The sequence below is a fragment of the Paraburkholderia sp. genome, from assembly GCF_035656215.1.
Lineage (GTDB): Bacteria > Pseudomonadota > Gammaproteobacteria > Burkholderiales > Burkholderiaceae > Paraburkholderia.
On sequence record NZ_DASRSY010000244.1, the window covers coordinates 1 to 5,483 of the forward strand.

General features: G+C 62.7%; 6 protein-coding genes. 4 read left to right on the plus strand and 2 right to left on the minus strand.

The features are described from left to right. Window positions 1-1,772, minus strand: a 1,772-nt coding sequence (locus VFE81_RS13730) for an autotransporter assembly complex family protein (protein WP_325045119.1), incomplete at its 3' end; no start/stop codon positions are given. Between the two features lie 406 nt (window positions 1,773-2,178). On the opposite strand from VFE81_RS13730, the gene VFE81_RS13735 reads away from it, so the two are divergent. From VFE81_RS13735 to panD, 4 genes are all read left to right on the plus strand, one after another. Continuing rightward, a complete protein-coding gene (locus VFE81_RS13735; RefSeq protein ID WP_054035105.1) occupies window positions 2,179-2,364 on the plus strand; it encodes a DUF3460 family protein in 186 nt (61 codons plus the stop codon). A 4-nt stretch (window positions 2,365-2,368) separates the two neighbouring features. Then, the gene (locus VFE81_RS13740; protein WP_325045120.1) at window positions 2,369-3,241 is read left to right on the plus strand and encodes a ScpA family protein; all 873 of its coding nucleotides are present in this window, start codon (window positions 2,369-2,371) and stop codon (window positions 3,239-3,241) included. 188 nt (window positions 3,242-3,429) lie between these two features. Next, window positions 3,430-4,263: a pantoate--beta-alanine ligase gene (panC, locus tag VFE81_RS13745; RefSeq protein ID WP_325045121.1), complete on the plus strand. Its 834-nt coding sequence runs from the start codon at window positions 3,430-3,432 to the stop codon at window positions 4,261-4,263. 49 nt (window positions 4,264-4,312) lie between these two features. Next, entirely contained in the window at window positions 4,313-4,699 is a 387-nt protein-coding gene (gene panD, locus VFE81_RS13750) for an aspartate 1-decarboxylase (RefSeq protein WP_325045122.1), read from the plus strand. Window positions 4,700-4,758: 59 nt separating this feature from the next. Here panD and VFE81_RS13755 read toward each other — a convergent pair whose 3' ends face one another. Then, the gene (locus VFE81_RS13755) at window positions 4,759-5,397 is read right to left on the minus strand and encodes a ParA family protein (RefSeq protein ID WP_325045123.1); all 639 of its coding nucleotides are present in this window, start codon (window positions 5,395-5,397) and stop codon (window positions 4,759-4,761) included. Window positions 5,398-5,483 lie beyond the last annotated feature (86 nt).

Below are 5,483 nucleotides of genomic sequence, written 5' to 3' on the forward strand. Positions count from 1 at the left end.
ACATTGACCGGACCGACCGGGCTGCGCCAGCGCGCCCCGACGCCGACACCGGGATAAAAAACTTTCTCGCCCCAGGTATCGGTGGCGGTTCCGACGTCGAAGAACGCGGCTGCACCCCAGTCGCGGGTGAACCAGTGCTGATACTCCGCCGCCGCCGTCACGAGATACTTGGTGGGCAGCACCGAACCGTCGACGTTATTACCGATGCTCTGATAGCTGTAGCCACGTATTGAATTCGAACCACCCGCGCGGAACAGCAGCGATGCCGGGATGCCGCTCGAACTGCCGCTCGTGAAGACTCCACCGAGTTCTGCACGGAACAGCACAAGGTCTTCCTTGCCGATCGGCAGGTATTGCTGGCCGCGGGCGTAGCCGCGCACGAACGTCTGGTCAGTCAGCCCGCCTTTGACCGCGAAGCCCGCTTCGACGTGAATCAGATTGCCCGAGCGCGGGAACAGCGGATCGTCGGTATTGCGACGGGTCCATGACCATGACGGCACCAACGCTCGGCTGGTGGTCGGCGCGATCGCGTTCTGGTCGAGCCGGTCCTGGTAATAGAGGAGCGAGTAGTTGTAGTCGATGAATTGCGAGGTCCGGGCCCGCTGCAAGCCACCGCGAATGCTGTAGATGCGCGTGTCGGACACGTCCGTGGTGGTGTAGGACACCAACACACTATTGGTCCATGCGCGTGGCCCCGGCGGCATCGCAAGCTGGATTTGCCCGTATTGCTGGATCTGGTCGAGACGCCCCTCGACCGTGAACGGCCACGCTTTGCCGAACGTATCGAGATACGAATACGAGCCCTGGATCAGCGGGCCGTTGTCAGTCGAATAACCGACCCCGCCGCGGATACTGTTGTACGGATATTCCGACACCTTCACGTGCACCGGCGTGTCGACCGGCTTGGCCGGATCGCTGTCCACGTCGATTGCAACGCTCGCATAGTACGGCGTGTTCTGCAACTGCCGCTGCAATTCGGTGACGCGCTGCACGTCGTAGATGTCGCCCGCCGAAATCGGATTCACGTTGTCGACGATCTGTTCCGGATAGCGCCGCGTGCCGGATACGTCGAGCTTGCCCATCGTGAAGGTCGGCCCACTCTCGTATGTAACCGACAATTTCGCTTCGTGCGTACGCGGGTCGATTCGCGCCTCGGAATGGTAGACCTTTGCGCCCAGGTAACGGCGTGCCTGCAACGCCTTGAGTGACGCGTTTTTCGCGTCGTCCCAGTCGCCTTGCGAAAACGGATCGCCTTCATGCAGTGAGAACGCGAAGCGCGCCGCGTTTTCCTGCGCCGGGTCTTCGGTCAGCACCGGGCCGCGGAACGACAGCGAAATCGACGTGATGAGGGTTTGCGGGCCGGGATCAACGCTCACCGTCACGCGCTTTTTGTCGTCGACGGTTCGCACGTCGGTACGCACGACCGGCGTGAAATAGCCCTGCGTGGCGGCCAGATCGCGCACCTGCTGGGGGGTGGCGGTAATCAGAAATTCGAACTGGTCGTCGCTGATGTCGGGACGCTTGGCGAACCGCGCTACGTCCAGGTGCGCTTCGAGCAGCTTGCGCAGCGAGCGCGGCGTGGCTTCGATATCGACCTTGTAGCTAGCGGCCGCGCGCCGCGCTGCGTGCGCGTCGACCGCGGCAAGCATGAGCATGACGACGCCGAATGCCAGCCACGCGCGCAGCCAGCGCCGCACAGGCATGAGATGCCCGTGCTCAGTACCGGCCTTGTCGCGCCGCACACGCGGCTTTTCGATCGCACATACCGCCAAGCAGGACCTCCGGCCGTGGTTGATGAATTCTGTCGCTCGGGCTCGCCGCAGCGGCCGAAGCTCGCTATTTGACCACATCGGCGAGACCGCGCCATCTCTTAAAAAGGCGTTTGAGGCGTGACGCGCGGCGGGCCCTTCGGCCGCTGCGCCGTACCCCATGCGGCATGCGTAGCGACGCCCGCCCGGCCGCACAACCCGGACTCGCACACCACCCCGTCAGCCACGCGCCCGCCTTTGACGCATCGCGGTAGCGCGGGTTCCGGGTGTTTTTGCAAGCCGGCCGCACGCACCGGCCGCCATTTTTCGACCACGCGCGGCGCATGCGGTAAAATTATGGAATAGGAGCGATGCCGCGCGGGGATCCCCGCTGGGCAGCCGCCATTCCCCACACCACGGACGTCTAGCCATGTATCAATCGGACATCACCCAGTTCCTGAACCAGCTCAAGCAACAAAAACCGAATCTGGAAGCGGAGCAGCGCCGTGGCCGGTCGCTGCTGTGGGACAAACAGCCGATCGATCTCGAAGAACGCGCCGAGCAGAAAGCCTCGCGCGTAGAGCAGACGCCTTACTCGTACTATCAAAACTTCTAAGCGCGTGAGTCACGCCGACGAGGCAAAGGGCGCCACGCCGGCGCCTGACGCCGCGCTTGCCGCGCCCACCACCGATTCGACGCCGGACACCGTAGACGGCATCGCTTTCGCACGCCTGTACGGCGAGCCGCTCTTCAAGTTGCCGACGGACCTGTACATTCCGCCGGACGCGCTCGAAGTGTTTCTCGAAACGTTCGAAGGTCCGCTGGATCTGTTGCTGTACCTGATCCGCAAGCAGAACTTCAACGTGCTCGACATCCCGATGGCGGACGTCACGGTCCAATACCTCGGCTACGTCGATCAGTTGCGCCAGACGAATCTCGAACTCGCGTCCGAGTATCTGCTGATGGCCGCCATGCTGATCGAGATCAAGTCGCGCATGCTGTTACCGGTGAAGAAGGCCGACAGCGGCGACGAAGTCGAAGATCCGCGCGCCGAACTGGTCCGCCGCCTGCTCGAATACGAGCAGATGAAGCTCGCCGCACAACGCATCGACCATCTGCCGCAGCTTGGCCGCGATTTCCTGCGCGCCGAGGTGTACATCGAGCAAAGCATTACGCCGCGCTTTCCGGATGTGGATAGCGAAGACCTGCGCGCCGCGTGGGCCGACGTGATCAAGCGCGCCAAGCTGGTTCAGCATCACAAGATTTCGCGCGAGGAATTGTCGGTGCGCGAGCACATGAGTACGATCCTGCGGCGACTGCAGAACGCGCGCTTCATTGAGTTCTCTGACCTGTTCGACACCAGCAAAGGCGTGCCGGTAGTCGTGGTGAATTTCATCGCCATGCTCGAGTTGTGCCGTGAGTCGCTCGTCGAAATCACGCAGGCCGAGCCGTTCGCGCCGATCTATGTGCGCCTCGCCTATCTGCCGGCCTGACACCGCAAAACGGGGCTTGCGTGCGCCATCGCTGCCGCAGACGCCTCGTTTCGGTGCGCCCCCGGAGCAAATCCACTACAATCCGGCGCTCCGAACCTGTCATTACCAGTGAGGCTGCGGGTCACGCGAAAACCTGAGTTTTTGCGCCAACCGGGTCTCGCGCCGCGCGAGGAAATCCCTGTCCGATCATGAAAGTCATCAGCTCGATCCATGAATTGCGCGACCAGTTGCGCGGCCAGAATCGCACCGCCTTTGTGCCGACCATGGGCAATCTGCACGAGGGCCATCTGTCGCTGATGCGCCTTGCGCGCCAGCACGGGGATCCGGTGGTGGCGAGCATCTTCGTCAACCGCTTGCAGTTCGGCCCGAACGAAGATTTCGACAAATACCCGCGCACGCTCGAAGCCGACATCGACAAGCTCCAGAAAGAAGGCGTCTACGTATTGTTCGCGCCGACGGAACGGGATCTGTATCCGGAGCCGCAGGAATACCGCGTGCATCCGCCGCACGATCTGGGCGACATTCTCGAAGGCGAATTCCGGCCCGGGTTCTTCCAGGGTGTGTGCACGGTGGTGATGAAGCTGATGTCGTGCGTGCAGCCGCGCGTCGCAGTATTCGGCAAGAAGGATTATCAGCAGTTGATGATCGTGCGCAGCATGTGCCACCAGTTCGCGCTGCCGACCGACATCATTGCCGCGGAAACCGTGCGTGACACCGACGGCCTCGCGCTCAGCTCGCGCAACCGCTTTCTGCAAACGGCCGAGCGCACCGAAGCGCCGATGCTGGCCGCCGAGCTCAATCGTGTGCGCGATGCGGTGCTCGCCGGTGATGGCGACTTCGCGAAACTCGAACAGGCGGCGATGGCGGCACTGGCCGCGCGCGGCTGGCAACCTGATTACATCGCCGTGCGCAAGCGCTCGAACCTGCTGCCGCCGAGCCCGCAAGACGCGAACGCGGAGTTGGTCGTGCTGGCCGCCGCCAAGCTCGGTAGCACTCGTCTCATCGACAACCTCGAAATCTGAAGCAGCCTTAGGCTGCGCCAACACGCGTCAGAAGCACAAGGGATTGGTCATGCAACGCAACATGCTGAAGTCGAAAATCCATCGCGTCGCGGTCACGCACTGCGAACTGCACTACGAAGGTTCGTGCGCAATCGACGAGGACTTGCTGGAAGCCGCGAACATCGTCGAAAACGAGCGGATCGACATCTGGAACATCAACAACGGCGAGCGTTTCTCGACGTACGCGATCAAGGGCGAACGCGGTAGCGGCATGATTTCGCTGAATGGCTCGGCCGCACGGCGCGCACAGTTGGGCGATCTGGTGATCATCGCGGCGTTCGCGGTGGTCGACGAAGCGGAGCTGAAGGCAGGCTGGAAGCCGGACCTGGTATTCGTCGACGACAACAACAAGATCAAGGGCAGCCGCGATCACGTGCCGACCCAGAACTGGAACTGAGCCGGCCTTTCGCCGCACGGTTCCATGCAGCGGGCGGCCACGCCGCCTGCTGATTTACATCACGCCTTCTTGCTGGCGCCGTTGGTCCATTGGATGATCGGCTGCCACTGCTCCAGATCCTTCTCCACGCGGCTTTTCGCGACGTCCCACAAGGTCAGGCCGTGCGCCGCCAGTTGCACGTAATTCTGCGTGTCGCGCAGGTAACCCAGCACCGGCAGCTTCAATCCCTCGACAAAACGGTGCAATTGCTCCGCTGAGCGCGTGCGCGCGTCGACGCGCATGCCCACCACGCCGATCTCGATTGCACCTTTCCTGACCGCCTTCTCCTTGGCCAGCCGCTCGAGGAATTCCTGAGTGGCGAGAATATCGAACATCGACGGCTGCAACGGCACGATTACCTTGTCGGCCAGATCCAGCGCGATATTCAGACGGTTGCCGTGCAACCCGGCCGGCGTGTCGATTACCGAGTGCTCCAGACCTCTGGGCGGTTTGGCGGGGTTTTCCGGGTCGACCTCCCAGATCTCGATGGGCGGCAGCGCGGGAGGCCGCAGCGACAGCCACGCGTGCGCGGACTGCTGTTTGTCGAGGTCCGCCAGCGCGACCCATTCCCCGAGCGACGCGAAATAGCCGGCCAGATTGGTGGACAGCGTGCTTTTGCCCACGCCGCCCTTCGGATTCGCCACCACGATCACCGTCATGAATTCTCCCGGAAAGAAGGCTGGGCGCCGCCAGCCGGTTTGCCGCGCAGTTTGCTCGCTGTTTGCTCTGACTTGCGCCGATGTGT

Bases quoted from the DNA above. Each gene is read 5' to 3' on its own strand.
- panC (WP_325045121.1), top strand. From the start codon at position 3,430: ATGAAAGTCATCAGCTCGATCCATGAATTGCGCGACCAGTTGCGCGGC.
- panD (WP_325045122.1), top strand. From the start codon at position 4,313: ATGCAACGCAACATGCTGAAGTCGAAAATCCATCGCGTCGCGGTCACG.
- VFE81_RS13755 (WP_325045123.1), bottom strand. From the start codon at position 5,397: ATGACGGTGATCGTGGTGGCGAATCCGAAGGGCGGCGTGGGCAAAAGC.
- VFE81_RS13735 (WP_054035105.1), top strand. From the start codon at position 2,179: ATGTATCAATCGGACATCACCCAGTTCCTGAACCAGCTCAAGCAACAA.